The sequence below is a fragment of the Micromonospora sp. NPDC049004 genome, assembly GCF_040649315.1.
Lineage (GTDB): Bacteria > Actinomycetota > Actinomycetes > Mycobacteriales > Micromonosporaceae > Micromonospora.
In genome coordinates, this window is the sequence record NZ_JBEZFG010000003.1 from 228281 (window position 1) to 252362 (window position 24082).

Annotated in this window: 14 protein-coding genes; 4 read left to right on the forward strand and 10 right to left on the reverse strand. The window is 67.4% G+C overall.

Going from position 1 to position 24082, the window contains the following annotated elements; translation table 11 throughout:
• Positions 1-43: 43 nt before the first annotated feature.
• The 4 genes from AB0B97_RS10530 to AB0B97_RS10545 are packed head-to-tail and all read right to left on the reverse strand — an operon-like array spanning position 44 to position 7140.
• Positions 44-418: a hypothetical protein gene (locus AB0B97_RS10530; protein ID WP_357492463.1), complete on the reverse strand. Its 375-nt coding sequence runs from the start codon at positions 416-418 to the stop codon at positions 44-46.
• Positions 408-3869, reverse strand: coding sequence for a DEAD/DEAH box helicase family protein (locus tag AB0B97_RS10535; protein WP_357492465.1), 3462 nt, complete (start codon positions 3867-3869; stop codon positions 408-410). Before AB0B97_RS10535 ends, AB0B97_RS10530 begins: the two co-directional genes overlap by 11 nt.
• Positions 3866-5857 carry a hypothetical protein gene (locus AB0B97_RS10540; RefSeq protein ID WP_357492467.1) on the reverse strand — a complete coding sequence of 664 codons (1992 nt, stop codon included), beginning with the start codon at positions 5855-5857 and terminating at the stop codon, positions 3866-3868. The genes AB0B97_RS10535 and AB0B97_RS10540 overlap by 4 nt, the downstream gene beginning before the upstream one ends.
• Positions 5854-7140, reverse strand: a complete 1287-nt coding sequence (locus AB0B97_RS10545; RefSeq protein ID WP_357492469.1) for a hypothetical protein — start codon at positions 7138-7140, stop codon at positions 5854-5856. Before AB0B97_RS10545 ends, AB0B97_RS10540 begins: the two co-directional genes overlap by 4 nt.
• A 161-nt stretch (positions 7141-7301) precedes the next feature.
• On the opposite strand from AB0B97_RS10545, the gene AB0B97_RS10550 reads away from it, so the two are divergent.
• A complete protein-coding gene (locus AB0B97_RS10550) occupies positions 7302-8129 on the forward strand; it encodes a DUF429 domain-containing protein (RefSeq protein WP_357492471.1) in 828 nt (275 codons plus the stop codon).
• A 78-nt stretch (positions 8130-8207) separates the two neighbouring features.
• Here the strand turns inward: AB0B97_RS10550 and AB0B97_RS10555 are convergent, their stop codons facing one another.
• The gene (locus tag AB0B97_RS10555) at positions 8208-9056 is read right to left on the reverse strand and encodes a hypothetical protein (RefSeq protein WP_357492473.1); all 849 of its coding nucleotides are present in this window, start codon (positions 9054-9056) and stop codon (positions 8208-8210) included.
• A 198-nt stretch (positions 9057-9254) separates the two neighbouring features.
• Here AB0B97_RS10555 and AB0B97_RS10560 point away from each other — a divergent pair, with 198 nt between their 5' ends.
• Complete coding sequence (locus tag AB0B97_RS10560; protein WP_357492475.1) at positions 9255-10049, forward strand: winged helix-turn-helix domain-containing protein; 795 nt, start codon at positions 9255-9257, stop codon at positions 10047-10049.
• Positions 10050-10177: 128 nt separating this feature from the next.
• On the opposite strand, the gene AB0B97_RS10565 is transcribed toward AB0B97_RS10560, so the two are convergent.
• Positions 10178-12319, reverse strand: a complete 2142-nt coding sequence (locus tag AB0B97_RS10565) for a UvrD-helicase domain-containing protein (RefSeq protein ID WP_357492477.1) — start codon at positions 12317-12319, stop codon at positions 10178-10180.
• Between the two features lie 310 nt (positions 12320-12629).
• On the opposite strand from AB0B97_RS10565, the gene AB0B97_RS10570 reads away from it, so the two are divergent.
• On the forward strand, positions 12630-15641 hold the full coding sequence (locus AB0B97_RS10570; protein WP_357492479.1) for an N-6 DNA methylase: 3012 nt from the start codon (positions 12630-12632) through the stop codon (positions 15639-15641).
• Here the strand turns inward: AB0B97_RS10570 and AB0B97_RS10575 are convergent.
• The gene (locus tag AB0B97_RS10575; RefSeq protein ID WP_357492481.1) at positions 15622-16056 is read right to left on the reverse strand and encodes a hypothetical protein; all 435 of its coding nucleotides are present in this window, start codon (positions 16054-16056) and stop codon (positions 15622-15624) included. The two genes, AB0B97_RS10570 and AB0B97_RS10575, sit on opposite strands and share 20 nt — an antisense overlap.
• Entirely contained in the window at positions 16053-16529 is a 477-nt protein-coding gene (locus AB0B97_RS10580; RefSeq protein ID WP_357492483.1) for a hypothetical protein, read from the reverse strand. Before AB0B97_RS10580 ends, AB0B97_RS10575 begins: the two co-directional genes overlap by 4 nt.
• 185 nt (positions 16530-16714) lie before the next feature.
• On the opposite strand from AB0B97_RS10580, the gene AB0B97_RS10585 reads away from it, so the two are divergent.
• Positions 16715-16915, forward strand: coding sequence for an AlpA family phage regulatory protein (locus tag AB0B97_RS10585; protein WP_357492485.1), 201 nt, complete (start codon positions 16715-16717; stop codon positions 16913-16915).
• A gap of 64 nt (positions 16916-16979) precedes the next feature.
• Here AB0B97_RS10585 and AB0B97_RS10590 read toward each other — a convergent pair whose 3' ends face one another.
• Both AB0B97_RS10590 and AB0B97_RS10595 read right to left on the reverse strand, forming a co-directional pair.
• Positions 16980-21104 carry a DNA methyltransferase gene (locus AB0B97_RS10590; protein WP_357492487.1) on the reverse strand — a complete coding sequence of 1375 codons (4125 nt, stop codon included), beginning with the start codon at positions 21102-21104 and terminating at the stop codon, positions 16980-16982.
• Complete coding sequence (locus AB0B97_RS10595) at positions 21104-24037, reverse strand: DEAD/DEAH box helicase (protein WP_357492489.1); 2934 nt, start codon at positions 24035-24037, stop codon at positions 21104-21106. The genes AB0B97_RS10590 and AB0B97_RS10595 overlap by 1 nt, the downstream gene beginning before the upstream one ends.
• Between the last annotated feature and the right edge of the window lie 45 nt (positions 24038-24082).

Sequence of the window (24082 nt, forward strand, 5' to 3'; positions counted from 1 at the left end):
CTAACGCGATGACGACCCCGGCCAGGCACGGTGCACCAGCAGGTTAGCGTCGATCCGCGCCCGTTAGCTGGAACTCGTACCGGTCGGCCTCGCGCGCAACGGCGCGGACAAGAGTTCGGAAGGTGCCCGCGGTGATTCCGTCCTTCGGCGTCCACCCGTGGGCGATCATTCGACCGTCCGCGTCGACCCGGAAGCCCACCAGCTTGCTGTGGCGGTTCTTCTCCCATGCCTCGCGGTAGAGGCGCTCCCACTGCCCGACGATGTCAGCTCCGGCGACCACAGCAGTGAGGAGATACCCCTCCGCGCCGTCGTGTACGTGTACGGAATGTGATCGGCCATTGGCGAAGGAAACTCTCACCTGCTTTCCCTTTGGCCGCATGTCATCGGTCTCGCAGAGCCGACGCCAGTCATCGCGCATGCCGAACATCCCGCTCCAACTCCGCCCTAAACTCCTTGAGCAGTCGATCGCGTTCGGGAAGATGCTCCCGCTCGATCCCATCAGCGAGCGTCGTGACCCGCCGGATCAGCGCCGCGACCCGAGGCAGGTCGTACGTCGGCGTGGTGAGCAGGACATCTTCCTCCACGGTGACGTCGTAGCTGCCGCCGCGGGCCTCGACGGTACCGAGCCGGGCCGATATGCTGGCCGACCGCCTCGCCAGGTCATCCCACTGGTCCGCGGTGCTGATCCGTCCGATGGGGCTGACACACCGGACAACGAGGTACGAGCCTTCCCGTTCCAGTTGCAGACTGAACGGCTGCTGTCGCCCGCCGGCGAAGACGACCGTGCCGAGGAGCCCGCTGTCGCCGGGCTGGTTCCGCTCCCACTCGACCGCGAGGTCGGGCAGGACCCCGCGCGCCAGCGCCTTGAAGCGCTCGAACTGCTCCATGGCGCTCGTCTCGTCCACCGCCAGCGGCCGGGCCTGCCCGTCGAGGTGCTCCGGTCGTACCGGAAAGGAGGTCCTGAGCGGTTCGGCCGGCGGCGGTGGGACGTCCTCGTCGGCCAATGCCTCCCGGCTGACGTCGAGGTGGCCGTCGCCCGTGGTCGGCAGAATCAAGCCTTCGTGCATCAGCCGGAGGAAATCGTTAATCCTGCGCAGTACTCGACGGACCTGCAGGCGTTCCACAGTGTCGGTGAGATGCGGGTAGTACACCTGCAGCCGATCGTCGCCGTCCGCACGGTCCAGGGCGGTTAGCCGACGCTCGCTCTCGGACCGCACCCTGTCGATCCGTCCGATCCGCTGCTCGATCGCCGACGGTGTCCAGGCCAGACCGTAGTGGTAGACGCGGGAGCAGAAGGTGTGCAGATCCTCCCCTTCCTGAAGGAGGTCGGTGCAGATCAGCACGAGCGGATAACCGGGGAGACGGAACTGCTGCACGTGGCGCCTGTTGACCCGGCCGGACATCCCGGCGACGGGCTCCTGCGCGGCGAAGAGTCGGCTGACAAGAGTGCGTGCTTCTCGCAGATCGACCTGCCTCGCATCGGGCAGGTTGGTGTCGAGGATGAGCTCGTAGTGCTCGGCCAGGGCGGCAAGCTCATCCAACCCTGCCCACTGTCGGGTGCCGGGCGAGGCGGCTGCCTGGCTTTCGAGTTCATCGAGGTAGGCGGTGATCGCCACGTCCGGCCGATCGATCGCGGCGGAAGGCTCCAGCGTTGGCAGGTGGTCGGTGACCACGGCGTACAGGTCGAGGAAGGCGTGCCCGAGGCGGGCAGCGGCAGAGAGGAACTGCGCGCGGAGATACTGCTCGCGAAACGACTCGCCCGGGTCGCCGCCGGTGGGCTCCGGCCAGATCAGGCCACGCAGCTGCTCTCGCCCGCGAAGCTCCGTGAAGAAGGTCCTGGTCTCCAGCAGATCCGGGTCCGCCTCCGCCGAGACGGCGCTGCGCTTCTCCGGACGGTACATCTCGCGCCAGATCACCTCGGCACGTTCCCGATGTGGCCCCTCGTGATGGGCGAGCAGTTCGAGCGCGGCGGCCTGGACAGCGTCGAACCGCGCCGCGCGGGTCGCCTGCTTCGCCTCGGTCAGGTAGTGCCGCGAGTGCTCGCGGATGAGCCGGTCGACCTTGTCCCGCTCCTGGCCGAGCGCGCCTGCCAGCAGTTCCCCGACCTGTCCCGGACCGGCGCCGAGAAGCGTCATGACGTGGTTGTCGTCAAAGAAGGTGCCGAGGGCGCCGCCCTGGTTTCGGAACCGCCCCTGGACGGTCGCGCCGCTGACGATGCCGCCGGGTCCGGCACCCCGGAAGAACCATGCGAAGAACGTGTCCTGTCCGCCGGCGTCATCGTCCTCCCGGACCTGTTCCACCACCATGGGGGCGCCCGCGTCACGCAGAGACCGCTGTCGGCGGAACTCGTCGATGGCGTTCTCGAAGGCCGGCCGATGCCGCTCCTTCAACCGGTTGCGTAGACGGTCGACGAGCCAGTCACTGTACTCATCGTCGAGCTTGCGCTTGAGTTCGGTGACGGACGCGACCCGGCGGACGAAGACCAGCCCCTTGCGGCCGTCTCGCCAGGACGTGGCGAGGGTACCGATGAGAGCGTCCATCTTCGGGTGCGGCAGCTCGCGGCCGAACCGCCGGAAGTGGTCACGGGCCAGGTCGTTGAGCATCGGCACGTCGATGCCCTGCCGCTCGACCACGTCGGTGGCCTGCCCGGCGTCGTCGAAGTTACCCTCGACGGCTTCGTCTGGAATGTCGTCGGGGTCCTCCGTCGCGGTCGGCTTCTTCGCGACGCTGGTTTCGAGGAACGACTCGAACGACGCCAGCATGCCGACCTGGAATCGGGTGCCGAACCGCTCGTCGTCGAGCAGTTCGCTCACCTTCTTCTGCACCAGCGCGACGGTCAGTCGCTGGCGGTCGTCCGAGATCCGGATCGGCTCATCGTGCTCGGCGACGCCCCCGCCGCGCCACTCCCGCCGGTAGAGATTCTTGGTCAACTGCTGCCCGGAAACCTCCAGCGATGTCACCCGACGAATCAGGAACTCCCCTGCCGCCTCCCGCCGCTGCTGCTCCGTGGCGTCCTGGTCCCGTAGCGGCCGGAAGGGCTCAGCCAGCCCGAAGACATCGAGCTGATTCCACAGTTGCCGGTAGTCGTCGTCCACCGGCGTCGCGGACAGCAGCAGCACCTTGCCGGCCCGCCGGCCGTACTTCTCGCGCAGTCTCCGGTCGACGTCGGCACTGTCGCGGCCGAGCACGGTGGCGAGAACCCGGTTTCGGGAGGACGACTGCGGTCCCCAGCCGTGCTTGAGGTTGTGCGCCTCGTCAACGATCACGAGATCGAAGTGAGGCAAGGCGGCGTTTATCGCCTGCGCGAACCGGTCCTTGATGACGTCCGCCTTGGCCCGCAGGTCGACCAGGTCGTCGGGAAGCCACGGGACCTGCGCGCACAGCCGGTCACGCAGGTTGCGGCGCTGCTGGGCGTCGCGGCGCAGGGGCAGGCTGAAGCTGGGGAGACGGACGAAGAAGTCGCGGTCGGGGCCGACTGCGGTCTCCTCCAACAGTTCGATCAGATTCCGGCAGTGCACGAGCGGTCGCGCCGGCAGCCCACCCGGCATCCGCACCCGCAGGTCGTCCACGCGAGCGTTGTTCTTGGTGAAGACGCCCTGCTCCCGCTGCCACTTTTGCTGGATGTTCTCCCGCGGTGCGATGACGAGCACTCTTAGGTCCGGCGCGAAGTGACGCAGCAATGCGACGACGCCGAGCGCCACGTACGTCTTGCCCATGCCGACCTCGTCGGCCAGGTAGGCGACACGATGGCGCTGCAGGATGTTGTGCAGGGCGACGGCCCCGTGGAGCTGATCCCTCGCCCGCTGCGGATTGTGGATCATCCGGTCGAAGTCCAGCAGCTGCGCTGCGGTGTCGACAGTGATCATCATGCCGTCACCACCGCCGTCTCGCCCAGGAACCGGGGCTCGTACCAGTCGAGGAACTCCCCCATCTCGGCGTCGTTACGCGCAATGAGCTGCTCCCGCAGGACGGCCCGCACGCTGAGAGCCTCCTCCAGCCGGGAAGCCCCGGCCGGATCCGACGCCCAGAACGCGGGGAAGTTGCCGCGTACGTGATCGGCGAGCTGTTGCGCGCAGAGCACCATGAGGTAGCGATCCAGCGGATCCCCCGCCGTCTCGTTCGCCATTTGCTCGACCAGGACGGGCACCGAATCGTACTTGGCGCCGAACATCCGGAACCGAGCCTCCTCGACCCGTTCTTGGTCGAGGGCGTCGTGCACGGCGCGACCCAGCGAGGCGAACCCGTGGAATATTCCGGCAAACCGATCGAAGATGGTATCTGGAGGGGCCGCCACCGTCAGCCTTTCCCCAGGTCCGCGCAGCGCCTCGCCGTGCGCGGACAGGTAGGCGTTTCGCTGCTCCGCGGTGAGCATCGACCAGTAGCGGAGGATGTCGGCCGGGGTCAGATCGAGCAGAATCGACGGGCGATGCGCCATGCCGGTCTCGTGGACGAGGACGATTCCGCGCTGATCACCGGCGACCGCGGTGAGGAAGCTGGTCTCGCGGAGCCGCTCGCACAGGATCGCTGCCTCGTCGACGGGCAGCGCCGTCCAGACGGCTCGCTCCAGCTGACCGACGTCGAAGAGGTGAACACCGCGGTCGTACACCTGGATGGGCGGGCTCTCGCCCGCGCCGTCCCACAGGACCTCTGCCTGCCCGGATGCCCAGTCGTACCGCGCCAGCAGCGGCACGTAGCCCTGGTCGACGCCGTCGTCCTCGCCGACCGGTTGCGCGAACGGCGGTGGTTCCTCGATCGCCTCCAGCCAGAACCGCGGGCGCCGGTCGATGGCCACCTCCGACAGCACCCCGCTCTCGACGTTGCCGCTGCCCGAGTGCGCCGGGCTGGTCAGGTTGAACGACCCGACGAGCGTGATCTCCCAGTCCTTGGTGAAGAAGCGGTACACCTTCGCGTGTACGGTCCGGTGCGCCGCTAACGCCGCCTGCTTGCCGCCGCGTGCGAGGATTGCCTTGGGCAGCCGACCCCATTCGCCGCCTCGCTCGCGCACCCAGTCGTAGAGCTCCGGGCGGCACCGCGCTAGCCCGCCCTCCTCGGGCAGCAGCACCCGCCACTTCCTCGGTTGGAAACGGTCGATCAAGGTCTCGAGCGGCACCGACGCGTCCGCATCGTCGAGGTACGGGGAGAGCACCTCCAGGTCGGCGTGACGCAGCCACTGGCCGGCGACGGCGTCGAGCTGGTCGACCAGCGACTGGGCGCCGCGCCGCCCGTTGAAGAGAAAGTGCGGGTGCATAAGGCCGCTCGCCGTGCGGTGCACGATCGGTTGTACGGTACGAAGCGCACCGCGAATGTCGTCCAGAGCGGCGTGGGTGTCGAAGTTCTTCGCCATGGTCCGCAGGTGCCTGAGGAACCCTCCAATCTCCGGTGCGGTCCGCGACCGGCCGGACTCGGCGATCTCCTCCAGGTGGGCGCACTCCACGTTCTCCCACCAGCCCGCCTGGGTCAGGTTCGCCGATCCGGTGAGCACCACCAGCGACCGTTCCTGCGTCGACGTGTCCCGCACGAGAATGAACGCGTTCTTCGGATGGAAGTAGCCGGTGCGGGGCCGGACCGGAATACGACGTACGTCCAGGCAGGCCGATCCGTCACCCGTCACGAGCGCGCCAGGGTCGTAGTAGACGGCGACGCGACCAGCAGTTGGGCGTAGCGCCTCCTCGAGCTGGACGCGCCGGATCTGCGGGTCCTGGTGCAGTTGGAGGTCAAAGAGAGCCGGGAGGATCTCGCGCTCAAAGAAGCCGGGATCGAAGCGGAACGTGCAGAAAACCGCGGCCAGCACCTCACGGCCGTTGATCTTCTCGCGCAGCGCCTCGGTGAGTACCGCCCGGGGAATGCCCTCGCTCACGCCTCACCCTCCCCGATCGCCGCCAGCATGGACACAAGTGACGGGATGAAGTACGGGTACCACCACAGCTTCCGAATTTTGTCACCGGTGGGCAGATCGGCCGGCTCGTCGCGGAACCGCACCCGCACCTGGTCCTGGTCGGTCACCTCAAGCCAGGCGAGCGCCCCACCGCGCTCCCGCATCACCGCGGCGTTGCGCTCCGCCAACGCCCTGATGAGCTGCGGATAGTCGCCGTCGGCGAGAGCCTCGGCGATGTGTGGCCATTCCTGACCGGGCAGCGCGGAGACCGCAAGCGGGTCGACTGAGTCGAGGCGGTCACCCCAGGACGATCGAAGGTCAGCCACGACCTTGTCGAGGTGGACGCCGTTCCGCCCGAGCAGGTAGCTGAAGAGCAGGGACGCCGGCGCGAGCACGGATTCGCAGGCGATGACCCGGCGCACCAGGTCGGCGATATCGCTCCAACCGCGCGACTCGGCGTCGTCGGCGATCGCCATCAGGTACGGCCGTGAGGGCCAGACGGACTCGGATGGCCTGGCTTCGAGGAGAGTGGCGAACCTGGGCTGCCGCCCCTCGGTCGGGTCGCCCTGGCCGCCCTCGACCAGGTGGTGCCGGTAGAAGTCGACCTCCTGCTGCGACATCGCCGGGCTGAAGATGCTCGCCACCGACTTACGCTTCTCGTTCGCGCCGAGGTCGAACACCACCCGGTCCCGCCGCAGCTCTCGGACGAGGTAGTGGGCATCCGGCCCCCACCCGGATTCGAGTCGCGGAATGTAGACGGCGTCCACGAAGGCGGCTGCCTCCGGGGTGAGCCGCGCGGGGCTTCCCGACGCGACGAGCCCGGATGCCCGTGCAGGGGCCGTGTAGTTACCGAGCAGCCCGTCCGTTCGCTGATTGCTGAGAATTTGGTGCTCCGGCTGCGCCGACAGGTGCACCTTCCCGCCGTTTCCGCCCGCCTTCGCTGCGCGGGCAGCGATCCGCTGCAGCCCGAAGAAGCCCCGATGACCGCATGCGACGTGCCGCACGTAAGCCGCCATCTGTTCCCAGACCAGGAAGGCGTTCGTCGGGTTGTCCAACTCGTCCGCACTGGCGAGCTCGGCCAGTCGCAACCCGACGAGCAGGGTGGTGAAGCCCTCTAGCGAGTCCGTGACGGTGGTCAGATTGCCGATGAGCGGTCGTCCCGTTGCCGACCAGACAGCCTGCGCGCCGAGGCCGTCCCGTGATCCCTTTACGCGAGCACGAGGATCCAGGTCGGTCAGGAAGAGCGCCACAGGCGCAATCATCATCAACTGGAATTCGGCTGCCAATCCTCCGTACCGACACAGATCTCGGGCGGTCCGCTTGGGGTGGCGGCATGCACGGCTCGGCTGCCGTCGGTGAATTGACCGGTCGCGACCCGGAGCAGCGGACGATATGGATGTTCGCTCAACCCCACTAGGTTGGTCAAATGCTGACGGCGGGGATCGATCTTGCGGCGGAGGACACCAACACCGCAGTGGCCTGGATCCGGTGGACGCCAACCGGGGCGGTGCTGGAAGAGTTGGTCATCGGCGCTGGCGATGACGAGCTTCTGCGAGCCGCGTCGAGCGCGGACAAAGCCGGGATCGACTGTCCGCTGGGTTGGCCAGAGCCGTTCGTGGAATTCATCCTCGCCCACCACCGTGGCGAGCTGGCCGCCCCGACCGACCTGATCGGCCGCGATTGGCGCAGGACGCTGGCCTGGCGTCGCACCGACGTGGTGACCCACGCGCTGATTCGTCGCCCCTTGCTTAGCGTGGCCGCGGATCGGATCGCACACACGGCCATGCGGTGTGCCGCCCTGCTGGCGCGGCTCGCCGAGGAAGGGCAACCGGTGGACCGATGCGGCGGCGGAACGGTCGTCGAGGTCTACCCTGCGGCATCGCTGAAGCAGTGGGGGCTACCACATCAGGGATACAAGGGGCGGCAGAACAGCGGTGCTCTGAACGATCTGGTCGATCGACTGACCGCCGCCGCGCCATGGCTGCAACTCGGCGACTTCGAACCGGTGTGCCGGGACAGCGACCACGCCACCGACGCTGTCGTGGCAGCCCTGACTGCTCGTGCGGCTGCCGTCGGCCGAGCCACCCGCCCCAGTCCAGATGACCAGGGCGCTGCCGCCACCGAGGGTTGGATCGCACTACCGACCACACCACTGACCAGCCTCACCACCTCAGCGCGAAGGGCTGACGGCAGGCCTGGCGAAGACCGCGGGGGCGAAGTCCAGGCTAGCGGGGCCACCGCAGGTTCGTCCTGACCCGGCGTGCCCCGGTGAGCGCCGCTGGCCACGGACGTCCTGTATAGCAACAGCTCGCACCACTCGGCCAGGACAAGGTCACTCCAGTGGCGTCCACCGAGCGAAGCCGCGGGCCAGCACGATACGACGCAACTGCCTTACGCCAAGCTCGAAGTCGTCAACATCGTTTGGGTGAATATCGCGGGGTAGGGCCGCGAACGTGGCAGCAGCCTCGTCAAGAGCGTCCAGCACGGCGAATTCGTCGGACTCCTCGGAGACCTCTTGGGCGGTCACCTGCTGCGAGCCGTCGTCGGCGAACATCAAGTATTCCACCTCGTCCGGCCTCAGCTTGAGCTCCCGCGCCCACGTGGATACCAGACACAGGTACCGGCGGTAGTCTTCGACGTTCCAGTCCAGACTGACGTCGCAGTCGGCGTGCTGCCAGAGCCACCGCTGTACGCGCCGATCGAGCACTAGCGCTGGTGCTGCCTCCGCATCGCTGCAGAAAAACAGGTACTTGGTGGCGAAGGAAACGCCAAGGTAGCGAAGGCGGTGCCGCTTCAGCCATTCGAACGCCTCAGCCCCGCCATCGCGGCGCGTTTTCAACGCCACCTCGCGGAGAATCCGGGGCGCCTCGTCGTTCTCGCGCAGCACCCGGGCGGTTCGGAACGCGCCGTACCCAACCCGCCCGTACCCCCACACCATCGCTGTGACGAACGCCTGGACAGCCTTGTCCTCGCCGTCACCAGCGCGGCGGCCGCGTTCTGCCACATGGTCGCGGTCGAGCCGGTCCGGAAGTTCCCCGAGGAGGTTCTGATGCTCCATCAAGCTGGCGAGCCACGTTGACCGGTTCCAACGGATCCCGCCCTGGGGCCGTCGCCCCTTGGCGTCCCATCGACTAAGGAGTTCCCGCAAGCGGTTCGGAACAGGGACGCAGTCGTACGACATGAAGACATGCTCTCACCGGCCTGGATCCAGACGTAGGAACAGACAGGCGAGGGCGAACCACCTATCAGGCAGGACTGCGACCACCTTCCGACGGTCCACAATCCACGTCGCCGGTACTCAGCCGACCGACGCCTTCCCAAGATTTCTTCTGTCTGCAACACTGTCACCTCAGCAACCCTAGGCGCAGAGAGGCAGCCGATGGCACCAACCATCCGAGTGGACGACGAGGTGTACGCCCTACTGCAGTCCAAGGCCGAAGCGTTCGTCGACACGCCCAACACAGTGCTGCGGCGGCTCTTGAACCTGACCGGAAGTGTCGTCGCTGATCCCGCAGAAGGCCCAGCAAGGAGAGCGGATGTGAAGCCGGCATCGTCCACCAAACTCGCTCGGCTGCTTGCCGACGGCATCCTCGTTGTCGACGAGCGCCTCGTGTGGGATCGGCGAAATCAGGGGAAGCAACACGAGGCATTTCTCACGAACGACGGTCGGCTACGCCTGCGGGACGGTTCCCTTCACGACACTCCTTCGAGCGCTGCGCGTCATCTCGCTGGTTATGAGGTCAACGGTTGGAGGGCCTGGCAACGTCAGCGCGACGGGAAGTCTCTCAGCGACATCTGGGCGGAACATGGCCAGCCGGATACAGCAACGACCGGCACGGAAACTAACGGGCCGTCATTGAAGGTGCCGCCTCAGCGTCCTGCCGGACGAATGCGCGGTCAGACGCCGCAGAAGGCCTTCCGAAGGTACATCCTGGCGATTCTTCAGGAGGCCGGCGGTCGGCAGGAGGCCGACAAGTTGCTCGCGGAGCTCGAACGCCGCATCGAGCACACCTTCCTCGAGGGCGACTACCGGATCGTCGATGGGCCCGAAGTGCGGTGGCGAAACGCCGCTCGCTGGGAGCGCAAAGACATGGTCAACGATGGATTGATCAAGCGATCCGAGAATCGTGGCGTGTGGGAGCTGACATCGAAAGGAATGAACGCGCCGACGTGACGCGTCGAGGAACACGTCGGCAGCGCGACCAAGCATCAACACGTTAGCCGTCCACCTCGACGTCGACCGGGATCCCCGTCAGCTCCGGCGCAAACTTGCGGCGGAGCTCAGGGTCACCTGGGCTAGCTTCAACCGGCGAACGACAAGAACATGCTGGGCGCTCCGCTCCACGACACATGCAGCGCCTCCCGCGCCCGCGTGCTCGCCACGAACAGCAAGCACCGCTCCCGAAGCAGGTCACTCTCGTGCTGCAACGGATCCGCCTCGGCCGGCGTGACCTCCTTTGCGAACGGCACCGCCCGCGCGGTAACGCCGACCACCGCCACGCACCGAAACTCCAACCCCTTCATCGCATGCATGGTGGCGAGCCGTACCCCGTCGACGTCCGCCCCGGGCTGATCCCGCACCCGGACCGCCGGAATCCCGGCGGCAGTCAACTCCTCCTGCACGTCGCCCAACGTTGTGCTAAACCGAGCGCACACGGCGATCTCATTCGCCTGGACGCCCTGCTTCAGCCACTCCCCCACCCGCTCCACGAGCGCCGCAGTCTCGGCCTGGTTCGTCGGATACCCCGCAGCGTGGGGCCGCCTGCCGTGCAGCAGCGACCGGTAGCCGGCGAGGCTGTCGTCACCATCGCCGCCGAGGTCCTCGACCCGCGACCCGGAGAGCACCCCGGTTGCCCAGGAGAGGATCTCCTCGGTGCTGCGGTAGTTGACCCGCAGGCGGCTGCTGCGGCCGGTGACGGAGATGCCGAGAACGTTGAGCGAAACTCGAGAGTCGTAGATCCGCTGGTGAGGATCGCCGGTGATGAAGAGGTCGTCCGGACCGGGCGCTACCACGGCCCGCAGCACCCGCCACTGAGCAGGATGCAGGTCCTGCGCCTCATCCACGACAACATGGTCGTACCCGTGGACGGTGAGGTCTGCGGCACCGTGCAGCTGCGCCGCACGCGCGCAGATTTGCAGGTGGGTGTTGCTGCCGGCCGCCGACAACTCCTTCTGGAACATCTCGACGGCGTCCCACACCCGATCGCGCTGCCGCGACCCCAGCGCCGAGCCTCTCCCCCGCCGGTTCGCCGCGCGGTATTCCTCCCTGGTCTGCACGTTGTGCGCCAGGACCACGTGGCGGAACTCCTGGGCGAGGAACTGCTCGGTCCAGGGCAGCTTCAGCCTCCCGCTCACCCGCCGCCAGACCTGCCGCTCGTCCAGATCACCGATCGGGGTTGGCACCCGCCCGGCGAGGGCCCGCACGGTGCGGTGGGCGACGGCGTTCACCGTGGTCACCTCCACCCGCGCCAACTGCTCCTCGTCGTCGAGAAGCAGCGTCAGGTGCTCCCGCAGAGTCGAGGCCAGGGCATTGGTGTACGTGGTCAGCAGCACCCGGCTGTCGGGCGAACGGGAGAGCAGGTGCTTGACCCGGTGCAGCGCCACCACCGTCTTCCCCGTACCCGGGCCACCGGTTACCTGGGCCGGCCCGTTGTAGGAGACCCGGTACGCGACCCGCCGCTGCGACGGGTGGAGGAACACCCGCCAGGCGGCGAACGGCTTGTCGAGGATCTCGGCGAGTTCGTCCGGCCGGGTAACCAGGGTGATCCGGTTGACGGTGTTGGCGATCGCCACCGCCAGACTCTCGCTCGGCTCCGGCGTCGCGTCCGCCGGCCGGCGCTCGGCCACGACGTCGCGGTAGACCTCGTCCGGCGTAAAGCCCTCGGCGAGGTACTGCAGCACCTCGAACTGGTCTTCGGGCAGCAGCGTGCCGAAGGCATCCAGCTGGGGCTTGTCGATGATGGTGCGTACCGCGCGCAGCACCTGGTCGTCGATGCCGAGGTGGCGCAGCACTGTGTCGGAGTGCCGGGCGAAGAGCAGCGTGGGAGCTTGGGCGGCGGCCTTCTCCAGCGCCGGAGTCAGTTGCTCGATGGCGGCGACGTTGCGGACTTCCAGGGCTCGGGTGGCGGTGTTGACGGTGTAAAGGCGCTTGGCCGCCCAGTCGTACGCGTCGTCGTGTGACACGACGTTGAGCAGCAGGAAGGTGTCGCTGCCGTCGTCGGGCGCCAGCACCACGCCACGCCAGAAGTCGTTGATCCGGATAGTCCGCATCCGCGGGTCGCGGGCGTTTGTCACCGACTCCAGGTGCAGGCCCTTGTCGGCGCGCAGCTCGGCGATACTGAGCTGCTGGAACTTGTCCATCGCCTTGCGCACGCCGGCCTTGATCGGCTTTTCCAGGACGTCGTAGCTCTGCCAGAAGCTGTTGGCGAAGGCGAGCTGCGGCACGGGCGCTCTCCTCCATGGTTGGTCGGAAGGGTGGACGTGACCCTACCGGCGGACGGCGATTCTCGTGCCAGGCAGCACCATGTCAGGTCGGCGGGATGACGCGACCGACGGTATCCGTTCATGGTCACCACCAATTCGTCACGTTTGGTGATTGTCGATAACCCGACAGTAGTTCGCCTTCTCTGGATCTCGCGTCCGACAATATCCAGACTGATGTATGGCCAGCTCGGACGGTACGCCCAACGGAAGCCGAAGCCGCCACAAGCCAGTCGCGCCAGGGGTGGGTGCATCCGAAGGCTTCCCCGCCTCGTTGCAGCCGCTGCTGGCGCGCATCGCAGATCGCCGTGCTGCGCGTAGCGAGGCAACCCTCCAGGCCGACATTCGACAGCTCCTGCTGGCCGGTGACTTCGGCCTCGTCGACAGCCATCTCGACGTCGAGCTGGAGGCTCCGGCCGGCGGTGGTCAGCGCATCGACATCGACATCGGCTTCACCGTCATCGAGGTGAAAAAGCAACTGCGCGCCGGGCGGACACTCCATGAGGCCGAACGCCAACTCGCGGGGTACGTCAGATCGCGAAGCCAGGAGACCGGGCAGCGGTACGTCGGCATCCTCACCGACGGCGCCACCTGGCGTGCGTATCAGATGAGAAGCGGCTCGCTGACCCTGGTCGACAGCCACACCGTTGCTGCCGCCCGCCCCGACGGGCTGGCCCTGTTCTACTGGCTGGAAGGCGTCCTGGCGACGAGCCAGCGCGTCCCACCGACTCCGGGCGAGGTGGCTCGCCGCCTCGGCGCAGAGAGCACTTCCCACAAGCTCGACCTTGCGGCACTGGCCGCTCTCCACGAAGAGCACGCGCAGCTGCCGACCGTGGAGTTGAAGCGACAGCTGTGGGCGGAGCTACTAGGAAGCGCGCTGGGCACGCAGTTCGTAAACGATCCGGGCCTCTTCGTGGAGCACACGCTGCTCATGAACAGCGCGCACATCATCGCGCACCTGGTCGTCGGCATCGACGTCATGGAGTTGCAGCCGGAGGGCCTGATCACCGGGCAGCGGTTTGAGCAGGCCGGCATCCTCGGCGTGGTCGAGCACGACTTCTTCGGCTGGACCACGGAGGTGCCCGGCGGTCGGGAGTTCATCCACGGCCTCGCCCGCGGACTCGCGCGGTTCGAGTGGACAAGGGCTGACCACGACATCCTGAAGGTGCTGTACGAATCCATGATCGGCGCCGAGACGCGCAAGCGGATGGGCGAGTACTACACCCCGGACTGGCTCGCCGAACATCTCGTCGAGACGGTCGTCACCGATCCGCTGCGGCAACGGGTGCTGGATCCGGCCTGTGGCTCCGGCACGTTCCTCTTCCACGCCGTACGCCGCTATCTCGCAGCGGCCGAGGCGGCGGACGTACCGATGGACGCCGCCCTGACGCAGCTCTCCCACCACGTAGTCGGCGTCGACCTGCATCCTGTCGCCGTGGCGCTTGCGCGGGTGACCTACCTGCTCGCGATCGGGCATGACCGCCTCACCGATGACCGGCGAGGGCCCATCACCATCCCTGTGTACCTCGGCGACAGCATGCAGTGGCGGGAGCGACTGGACCTCTTCACGGATGACCACGTGCGGATCAGCGCCGGCCACAACGCGAGCCAGGTCGAAGACTGGTTACGCTTCCCTCAGCACCTGCTCGACGATCCCGGCCATTTCGACCGGATCGTCGCCACCCTCGCCAGCATGGCGGCGAAGCCGCGAGATCCGGACAACCCTCCCTCCCTGGAGGGGTTCTTCCATCGGATGGACATCGCGGCTGACGACCAGCCGATGATCCTCGACACCTTCGACGCGATGTGCCGGCTGCACGACGAGGGACGCGATCACATCTGGAGCTACTACCTGCGCAACCTGGCCCGACCGGTCTGGCTGGCCAGGAAGAAGAGTCGGGTGGACATCCTCATCGGCAACCCGCCGTGGCTGTCCTACCGCCACATGCCGCGGGAGATGCAGGCAAGTTTTAAGAAGTTCTCCCACGACCGCGGGCTGTGGCACGGCAGCAAGTTCGCAACGCACCAGGACCTCTCGACTCTCTTCGTCGCGAGAGCGGTCCAGCAGTACCTTCGAGACGGCGGTGCGTTCGCCTTCGTCCTGCCCAACTCGGTGCTCGACCGCGAATACTTCGAGGGCTTTCGCAGCGGGTGGTATGAGGATCCCGGCGAAATGACCGGCGTCGCCTTCACCGGCTCCTGGGACCTGCGGCGCCTTCGTCCCCATCCCTTTCCGCGGGGTGCCAGCGTCGTCTTCGGTGACCGGGCCACCCTGAGCACCTACCGACGGCTGCCGTCGGTGACCGAGCGGTGGACCGGACGTCTGCTGGCGAGTGCCAAAGCATGGAAGTTAATCGAACCCCTCATCACCCGAGAGCCAGCCCACCTGGTCCATGGCGAACCAGCCCTCGCCGAGTCACCGTACGGGCCGCGGTTCTCGCAAGGCGCCACGATCGTGCCGCGCATGCTGTTCTTCGTCGAAGCGGAGGCGGGAGGGCCACTCGGCCTCAGCGCCGGCCGTCGAGCGGTTCGCTCGGCGCGCAGCAGCCTCGAAAAGACGCCGTGGAAGGGCCTTCCCGCTCTCGCAGGCGTCGTGGAAACGGAGTTTATCCGCCCGGTCCTACTCGGCGAGTGCATCGTTCCGTACCGGATCCTGACCGCCCGACAGGCTGTGCTGCCGCTCGATGGGTCCTACCTGATGACCGGCACCAACCACCGGCTCGACTACCACCCCGGCCTCGCCAGTTGGTGGCGGCAGGCGGAAGCCGTCTGGGAGGCCAACCGCAGCAGCGACCGCCTCACCCTGGCCGAGCGACTCGACTTCCACCACGGGCTCACCGCCCAGTTCCCCGCGCCGCTACTCCGGTTGGCCTACGGCGCGTCCGGCATGCACGTCGCCGCCGCCATCGTCGACGATTCCGCCGCAATCATTGAACATAAGCTCTACTGGGGACCGATCGCGTCCCAGAACGAGGGCCTTTTCCTGTGCGCGATCCTTAACAGCTCCACGCTGACCGAACTCGTCCGGCCGATGCTGTCCTACGCCAAGGACGAGCGCGACGTCGACAAGCACCTGTGGAACCTACCCATCCCCCTGTACGACGCGGGCAACGCGATGCATCAACGTTTGGTCGAACTCGGCCGGGACCAGCACACGACCGTTGCCGAGGGGCGCTTCGACGAGGGCATGAGCTTCGTGACGATGCGCCGCCGGATCCGCGCTGAACTCGCCCGGCACCCGGCCGCCGCCGAGATCGAGGCCATCGTCAGGGAGATGCTCGGGTGACGGACCCGGGCGCCTCCTGCTGGCATTCCTTCGACCCCGGCAGCGCGGCGACCCTGGCCAGCACCTGTCGAAACGCACCGTCCTGGTTGTCCGGCCCGCTTTCGACGCCTTCGAGCCGGACCCACTGGCCGTTGTACCACTCGCTGATGTCGAGCCGGACCCGGACGATCCGGAGCCGGAGTGGACCGGCTGGGTACTGGTAGTCGGACTCGGCGAGCCGGACCACGTTCCCGGGGGTGACGGACACGCACGGGATGACCGGTGCGCGAGTCACCGCCGCCGCGGGCACCACCTCGACCTGACCGTGCGGGCGCACGCGCGGCTGTGGTCGGGGCCCGGCGTACAGCGCCGCCCGCCGCGCCCGCAGGATCAGCCGGTTGCGGATCTGCGCGGGCGACAGGTCAAAGGCGTTCATTTCCAGTACGTCCGCGGGCAGCGCGTGATGATCGAGTCGGCCCAGGCCGCCCGGGGACAGGTGCCGTCGGCCCGGCAGTCCTGGCACTTGGGGTTGCGCGGATTTTCCGTTGGGCGCCGCCAGTGCTGGTCAACCAGCCCGTTCGCCCGCGCGAGCTGGGTGGGAGTGACGAAGAAGTCGCCGCCCGCGTCCGGCAGCACGGGCTCGACTGGCTCGCCGCCGGCCGGCGCATCGCCGTCCGGCGTCGCAAACCTCCCCCGGTTCCGCTCGCCGTGCCGATCCGGGGCGTAACGACCCGCGCGCTGATTCCGCGCAGCAGACCCCGCCGCCCGTTCCTCGGGCCGCTCGTAGACGAACCCGCCGTCGCACCGCGAGGTCACCCGCGGCCCCGGTACGACGTGCTCGACCACCAGCCGCCGGGAGCGCCCCGGCACGTCGCCGTCCGGCACCGCCTGCCCGGTCAGATCGATCACGACCTCCCGAGGCCGCAAGAACCACTTCCACCGCCTGCCCATGCTTCCGCCACGCCTCCCCTGCTGACCGCCCCAACAACTTCCCCGAGGTGAACAGATGCACAGCCTACACGCTTAGGGCGCATGTGAAGAGAGCACTCGCACAGAGAGCGTGTGTTCAGTTCGTGTGCTCTTACCGTCAGCACGTGGGAGAACTTCGGCTGGTCGCGAGCCAGGAGATTCAGGAGATGCTGGGCGTCTCGCGCACGCGCGCCTACCAGATCACCAACTCGAAGTCCTTTCCCGATCCAGCGGCCGTCCTGTCCGTCGGGCGAATATGGCGGGCAGAGGACGTGGAGCGGTGGATCAAAGACCACCGGCGGGATCTGCAGGACACGGAAGAGTGAACACAGAGGGCACCCAGGTAGCGCTCCGCCCTGGATGCCCTCTCGTCAGTGCCGTCTAGCCAGATCAAACCTGGCTTGCTCGTTGAGCGTCGTGCTCCCTCGACCGCTGCCGAGGAATGGTTGGGGCTGCCGAGTGACGGGGACCGTGTCCGGGCGGCGGGGTGAGGGTTGACGTGTAGGTCTCGCCGTCGATCAGCGGGCTGGTCAGGCTGACACCGGCAGCGGCCATCCGGTCGTACTCGGCGAGGACCAAGCCCTTGGTCCGGTAAATGCCATACCTTGCGATTTCGTTGTACTTCAGGCCACCGTTGTCAGTCTGAAAGGTCTCGAGGATGTAATCCGCATCGGGACGAGAAATCCCGTAGAGATGGAAGAAGTATGCGTCCAACTCGGCGCGAAGCTGGGCACGGCGGCTTTCATCCCATCGAAACGGAGCGCCTGAGTCGCCGAGGTCGCGGGCGAGCCCCGCCATGTCGTAGGCCGTGTAGACGAGTTCCAGGACGCGTGGCGTGAAGAATGGTGTGTGCGGCTCCAACATTGTCGGAGTGGGCACCGGAAGCTGCTTCCAGATGAAGAGCGCCATGCTGACGCCGCCGATTTTTTGCCGGCTCACGTAGTCAAAAACCAGCGAACTCTGACCTGCCACGAGCGCTGCGGCCAGCGCGGCTGAAAGACGTGGATATATAAGAGGTAGCTTGTGGCCCACCGCTACACGGGGGACGAAAGCCGGAATTGCCGTTCTCGCATTGGTTGCGCTCGTGACATCGCGATAGCTGACAAGCCAGTCCCGATCCCATTGCAAGGCATTGAGTTTCTTCGCCACATCGGTTTCTGCAACCCAAAGGTTTGGCTGGGCAAGCCGGCCGGGGGAATCGTGCTCTTCGGCCACGAGATAATTGGGCTGATTCTGACGTTTCACAGCGGTTTGGCTCTTTACCACGTCCGCCGCTCGATGGTCGAAGAAGCTTACCATCTTTGCTTCGTACAGCGGGAGCATCTTTGCGGTGTCCTTCATAAAGGCGTTTCCGATGAGACCCCATCCCTCAGCCTCAAGCTCTTGCCGCGACTTGAACATGTTTGAGTCATGGGACATGTTGAATAGACCCTGCGACGATCTAAGCTGCCAAGGATTGCCGTTAGGATCCCCATCCTTAACCAAGACAGGCACCCGCCGGTAAATGTCCATCGTCAGCGTGGCATCGCGACGCGTTCGAAATACAGGGCAAGTGCCAGTATTCGGATTGAGGAGTCTGATCTCCGCAGGTGTCAGGGAAAACTTCTTCTCAAATATTTCGAGGTCCGCTGGGTCATACAGGAAGAACGCGAACTGCGCGGCTGACTCACTTAGCCCGGCGCCAGTCAGAGACAAGATACTGAACCTGGCACGAGAGTCAACGTCCGGAAACAAGCCGCGACGGTTCTCAAAATCATACAACGCCGCCAACGATCCAGTTCGCACAAGATCAGTGAAGAAGTACTGGGTCCTCGCATCCGTGGCGATACCGGTGGGGACTACAAGGGCCGCCCGGCCGCTGGCGCCCACAAGGTTCCGAACCGTTTCTGTGAAGACGGAGTAAGTGTTCAGATTGCCCTGCCCGGTCAAGGGTAGGTGACCAGAACGGCGCAAGAAATGACTCTGCTTGTAGCTCTCGTGTTTCGCCAACTCGAACTCCTCGAAGAGGTGCCGTGTGCCAGGGTCCTCTCGGAGAGAAGCAACTAGGCTCTTCCGGTCGGATGCCTTCGTAGCGGCGGCCACATCCGGTAAGAGTTGGGCAAAAAACTCTTGCTCCTTAATATCCACTGTGTCCCAAGGTGGGTTGCCGATGACGCAGTCGAAGCCTCCAGCCCACCCCAGATCCGTCTCGATTTCGGCCGCGGACTCAGGGACTCGGAAGACGTCGGGAAACTCAAGATGCCAATGAAAGAACAGGTGCTGGCGACGCAGTCGGATGACTTCGTCGTGAGTAGCTTGCGATACGGCAGCCGCGTTGGAACCCTCAATAGCACGGAACACACCATGGGTGACGGCTTGCGGCGATCCCTTAGTCTTCTTCCACATGAATGAAGCACACCAGGCGTCGGCGACCTGCTTCGCATGGGCATATTCAGCCGCGATTTCCCACTCATGATACGCGGACGCCTGCCTGCGAACATTACGAAGCGTGCCGGAGGGGGCCGCCGCGATGCGCCTAAGACCTTGTGCGAATGTCGTGTTGGCGACCATTACTTCACCATTCAGGTCGAAGAGACTCCCCTGTCCCACCCGCTCCGTAGCGTTTTGCATCTGCAGAGCCTTGGCGTATGCCCGATCGTCGCCCTCCGTTGCCTCGAAGGCAGCACTGGGAATGCCGTCCCGGAGGAGCTTCGGAGTGGCCCCGATCAAAGAATTGCCGCACTTGATGTGTGCGTCCAGGAAGCTCAGCGGCTTGCCCGGCTCCAGCGCCTCCATCCAGAGGGAAACCTTGGCCAGTTCGACGGCCATCGGGTTGAGGTCGACGCCGTAGATGCAGCCGGCGACGACCTCGTGCAGGGCGTGGCGTACGGCGTCGACCGTCGGCTCGGGGTTGCGTTCGCGGACCGCCGCGACCCGCTTGGCGATCCGGCGAGCCGCCGCGACCAGAAAGTGGCCGGAGCCGCAAGCCGGGTCGCAGACGGTGAGCGACAGCAACTCGGAGACGATCGCGTCGGACGGGTCGGGCTGCCCGGCCGCCGTGGCGGCCATCTCGCCGCGCTTCACCGCATCGTCGATCACCGGGTCGAGTGCCGAGTCGAGTAGGCAGTCGATCAGCGAGGACGGCGTGTAGTACGAGCCGGTGGTCTTGCGGGTGTTGCCGGCGAGTTCGACAAGTTCGAAGGTACGGTCCACCGCGCTGTGCTTCGGCACCAGCTCCAGCAGGGACTCGTAGATCGAGCCCAGCTCTTCGGCGTCCAGGTTGCGGTAGTCGACCGACCGCCAGCGCCGCGAGCTGCTGTCCCGCACCAGCGACAGGTGCCGGATGGCGGTCAGCAGGGAGTCGTTCGACAGGGCCAGGCCGTGCAGCGGGGCGTCGGCCTCGTTGTAGTCGAAGAGGCCACCGAGGCCGGGCAGGCCCAGCTCCGGGCGACCGTTCTCGTCGCCGAGCGCGTCGAGAACGATTCGCAGCGCCTGGTAGAGGTCGCTGTGCCCGGTGCCGCGGCGGCGCCGCGCCCGCGTCCGCAGCCGGGCGGACGAAAAGTAGCCGGCGTACCGCTCGCGGGCCTGCTCGTCGGCGTCGGGGTGGTGCAGCGCGTCGCGGTCCTCGGCGACGAAGAGGAAAAGCAGCCGGTAGACCAGGCGCAGCAGGGCGTTGTGCAGGGCCTGCGGGTCGACGTCCTCTCGCAGCGCGCCGTTGTTCGGGTGGCGCAGGAAGCCGGTGCCGAGCGCGGTGATCGCGTTCTGGACGCCCTTGCGGAGCTGGTCCAGGGCGCGGGTGCCGGCGGCGATCGCCTCCGTCCGCCATTTCTCCAGCCAGCAGCTCGACGGCGCCGCGCCGTCGGCCACGTCGAAGCGGGAGACGTGCAGCAGCCGGTACAGCAGCACGAACTCGCTGAACAGCTCGCCGTCGAAGATCGCCTCCAGGTCGAACTCGACGTACGCGGCGGTGGCCATCGCGCTGGAGTCGCGCAGCAGCCGCAGCTGCCGACCATTGGTGAGCACACCCCACAGGTGGGCCTCTGAGCGGTTCAGGCACTCCTGCACCAGCGACTGCGGCGGCACGGTGCCGGCGCCGCCGGGTCGCTTGTCCAGCGTGGCGTTCCACCCGGCCAGGTGGACCGGCACGTGGTTCCAGCGGTGGCTGATCGCGAAGGTCTTGCCGCCGTCATCGGCGGTGATGCCGGCGGCGCCCAGCGCGGTCAGCCGGCCGAAGCCGAGCTCGTCGAAGAGTGGTTCGAGCCACTGCGTGACCGCCAGGCCGGTGGGATCGGCGGGGGTCTCCGCCTCCGGGGCAACGGGGAGTTTGTCGCGCAGGTCCTTCCAGATGGACTTGAGGTAGTCCCAGTGCCGTTCGGCGTCGTCGCGCACCGACCGGGAGCCCACCACGCGGTAGTCGGCGGGCTTGGAGCCGGTGACGTCCTTACCCTCCGCGATTCGGAGCAGCATGTCGGCGGGGATCAGCCCGCCGATGGTGTGGACGGCGGAAAAGACCTGGTTGCGGGCGGTGGCGGACATCAGGCGACTCCTCCGGCGGCGGGGGTGGAAGCCGGCAGATAGACGTAGGCGCCGAGGATGTCGGCGGGCTTCTGCGCGGTGACGGTCAGGCCGCGGACGATCTCGCCGGCGGCGCTGCGCACCCGGCGGTGCGAGGCGAGGAGTTCGGCGGCAAGCTCCTCGCCGTACGCCTCAAGGTGGACGGTGGCTGCGGGCAGCTCGTCGAGGATCCGGCTCATCGTGCGCTCGCCGAAGTCGCGGTCGGTGTTCTCGTCGGCGGTCGCGTCGAGCAGCCTCAGCGCGTCCTCGGTGGGCAGCCAGGTGGCGTTGGTGGGTGCGCCGGCGAAGGCGAGCAGCCGGGCGTCCTCGGCGACGAGCTGCCGTACCCCGGCCCGGGACGGCAGGGTGAGGTGGAAGCGGTAGCGGACCAGCAGCAAAGTGGTGCGGCCGGTGACGGCCCGGGTCCGGATCACGCCGCAGCGGCGGGCCGGGCGGGGGCCGGCGGCCTTCTCGTCCAGGGCGGCGTTGAGGACGTAGCCGGCGAGTGCGACCACGGCCGGGTCGGTGCGTACCAGGGCGGCCTCGCCGCGCGCGACGGCCGCCGTACTGCGGAACGGGACCGGGCGGCCCAGCTCGACGACGTCGCCGCCCAGCGCCGGGGCGAGGCCGTCGCGGAGCCCGGCGGGAGTGCCGCTCAGCTCTGCGGTGAAGTCTCCGGAACCACCTGGGTCGTCGCGCAGCACGCCGTCGAGGGCGCGCAGTGACTGGCGTACGAAACCGCGGACCTCTGCCGCCCGGCCGAGCGTGTCGCGGACCGCGGCGACCTCGCGGGCTACCTCCTCCGGGCGGATGGAGTGCTGGGCGAACCGGGAGCGGGAGGTCTTCTCGCGCTCCGCCGCGGACTGCCAGTCCGCAGCCAGGGCGGCGGCCTTCTTGTCGATCGCCTTGTATTCGTCGACGTCGAAGAGGCTGCCCTGCTCACCGTCGCGGCCGCGCAGTAGCAGCCACTCGACGATCGCGTCGGTCACCCCGGAGGAGGCGGCGTCGGGGACGGAGACGGAGATGCCGAGGTCCTTGCGGATCTGCCGGTGCTTCTTGATGAGGACGTCGAGGACCTTGCCGTCGATGCCGTTGTCGCTGCCGTAGAGGGTGATGACCCGTACGACGGTGCGCTTCTGGCCGTACCGGTCGACCCGGCCTTCCCGCTGGTCGTGGCGGGTGGGGTTCCAGGCGAGGTCGTAGTGGACGACGGCGTCGAAGTGATGCTGGAGGTTGACGCCCTCGGAGAGGCAGTCCGTCGCGATCAGCACCCGGCGGGCGGCGGGATCGTCGCCGGCCGCCTCGGCGAGCTCCTCGATGCGCTGGATGCGCTGCTGCGGCGAGAGGGTACCGGTGACGGCCTGCACCACGGTCTTCTTGCCGAGTTTGCCGTCCAGGTGCTCGGCGACGTACTCGGCGGTGGGGATGTAGCGGCAGAAGACGATCGGGTGGTACCCCTCCTTGAGCAGGGCCTTGAGGTGGGTGACCAGGGCGGCCAGCTTCCGGTCCTCGGTCGGCCCCTCGAGCTGGGCGGCCTGGTCGGCCAGCTCGGCGAGCCGCGCGCCGGCGTCGGCCACGCCGCCGGTCTCCGCGCCGGGGGCCACGTCGAGACCTTCCAGGGCGTCGCTGTCGGAGAAGTCGCTGGTGAGCGGGGCGCCGAGGCGGTCGGCTTCCTCGGCGGTGCCGGCCGTCGCGGTCGCCGAGCGGGTACGCAGGGTCTGCGCGGCGGCGCGCGGCGAGGACACCAGCGAGCGCAGCAGGGCGATCGCCGACCACCAGGCGATCCGGGCCTCCCTCCGGCCCTGCTTGTCGGCGGCGCTCACCCGCTCGCTGGCGTACGCGATGGCGTCGTCCAGCAGGGCACGGTAGGCCGGCGACAGCCGGTAGGTCTCGTCCTTGAAGTGCCGGTCGGCGGGGAACGACGTCTCCTCGGCGAGGCTGTCGTCGGCCAGCCCGTCCTCCCGGGTCAGGTACTGGCGGACGTCGGCGCGCTTGCGGTGCACGAAGTACGGGGCAAGCATCCGGCGGCCTGCGTCCGAGCCGAGGTCGACCGTCGCGAGTTCCGGCTTGACCAGGCCCAGCAGGTTCCGGAAGGCGCTCTCCTTCCCGCTGTGCGGGGTGGCGGTCACCAGCAGCAGGTGCCGCTCGGGGTCGGCGGCCACGCGTTGCAGGAGCTCGAAGCGGAGCTGATTCTGCGACGAGGTGTTGTCGTCGGCGGCGACGCAGGTGTGCGCCTCGTCGACGATGACCAGGTCCGGGCAGTGCCGGACGAAGTCGTCACGGTGCCGGGTCGACTTGATGAAATCCGTGGAGACGATCACGTGTGGGTGCTTGTCGAACAGGGACTGACCCAGGTCCAGACCGCGCTCCAGCCGGGAAACCGTGGAGGCGAGGACCAGTTCGGCGTCGATGCCGAACTTGGTACGCAGCTCCGCCTGCCACTGCTCGGCCAGTGCCGGTGAGCAGAGCACGGCGAGCCCGCTCGCGCTGCCCTGCGCCAACAGCTCGCTGGCGATGAGGCCGGCCTCGACCGTCTTGCCGATGCCCACGTCGTCGGAGATCAGCATGCGGACGGTCTTCTGGCGCAGCGCCATCATCAGCGGCACCAGCTGGTACGCCCGCGGCTCCACGGCGATGCCGGCGAGGGATCGGAATGGTCCGGCGCCGGAGCGGAAGCCGATCCGCAGCGCGGACCGGAGCAGGCCCGCCGCCTGGGCGTCGCCGAGGTCGGCCGGCGACGGGTGCGCGAACTCGGCGCTGCTGACGGTTTCGAAGCTCGGGAAGACGGCCGCGATGTCGTCGTCCGCGCCGCCGAGGGGGCGCAGAACGAGCAGGTCGGGGGCGCTTTCCGGCAGTACGACCCAGTCACGGCCGCGGGCCGTGACGAGGGAGCCGGCGCTGAAGGGGGTGGTCATGAGGGGTTCCTTGCGCGTCGTGGTGTTCTGTTGTCAGTGCGGAGT